General features: G+C 38.8%; 1 pseudogene. It reads right to left on the minus strand.

Annotated features, from left to right (window positions below):
• Positions 1–1,130 (minus strand): annotated as a pseudogene (argH, locus tag ACFIK8_RS09795) (argininosuccinate lyase); the annotation flags it as partial.
• Position 1,131: the final 1 nt, after the last annotated feature.

Below are 1,131 nucleotides of genomic sequence, written 5' to 3' on the forward strand. Positions count from 1 at the left end.
ACATTTTTTCTTTCTGCCAATGCCACAGCTTGCCCTGTAATATGGTGTACTTTACGAAGAGGAAGCCCTAATTCACGCAAAAGCCAATCAACAAAATCCGTAGGCTGTCGCATAACCCAAATCAGCTGCTTGTCTCATGCCTTTTTTATTAACTTCAAGATCCACCAATGATTCCTGTCATTGCTGCCAGTGATAATTCTAGACTCAAAGCACCATCAAACACATATTCCTTATCTTCCTGCCTATCTTTTGAAGAGGCAAAGGGTAATCCTTTCATCACCGTTAACAACCCAATCAATGCACCATTTATATATCCCTTTTTGGCACGCACAAGTTCGGCAGCATAAGGATTTCTCTTTTGCGGTATAATAGATGAACCCGTTGAAAGCATCCGATAAACGGATAAAATGAAATTGTGCACTTGACCAAAGGACAATTTCTTCTGCTAAGCATGAAAGATGCGTTGCACAAAGAACACCAGCGCTTAAAAATTCTAACGCACAATCACGATCTAAAACACTATCAATCGAATTCCGTTTTGATTCTTAAAAACGTAGCGTTTCTGCTGGCATAAAATGATTAATTGGAAAGCTTGTTCCTGCCAAAGCTACGGCTCCTTAAAGACGATTCATTCATTCTTTCAACCGCATCACGCATCCGCGATAAATCTCGACCAAACATTTCAACATAAGCCATCATATAATGACCAAATGTTACGGGTTGTGCCGGTTGTAAATGCGTAAACTGGCATAAAGGTATGGACATGTTGTTCTGCTTGAACAAGCAAGCTCTATCAATCCTTTTAAAGCTTGCACTATTTTTTGCATTGTATCACGCACCCACAAACGAAAATCAACAGCAACTTGATCATTGCGTGAACGTGCGGTATGCAAACGCCCTGCAATAGGACCAATTAATTCAGCCAGCCGCACTTCAATATTCATGTGAATATCTTTAAATTTTCGTGAAAAAACAAATGTGCCATTTTCAAGTTCTTGTCGAATAAGTTTTAAACTATGAACAATTTTTTCATAATCCGATTGTGAAATAATCCTCGTTTGTGCTAGCATCGTTGCATGAGCAAGTGAACCTTCATATCTTGTTGATGAGGCATTAGTTTTTTCTATAATT

The organism is Bartonella sp. MR168JLCBS, assembly GCF_042194175.1.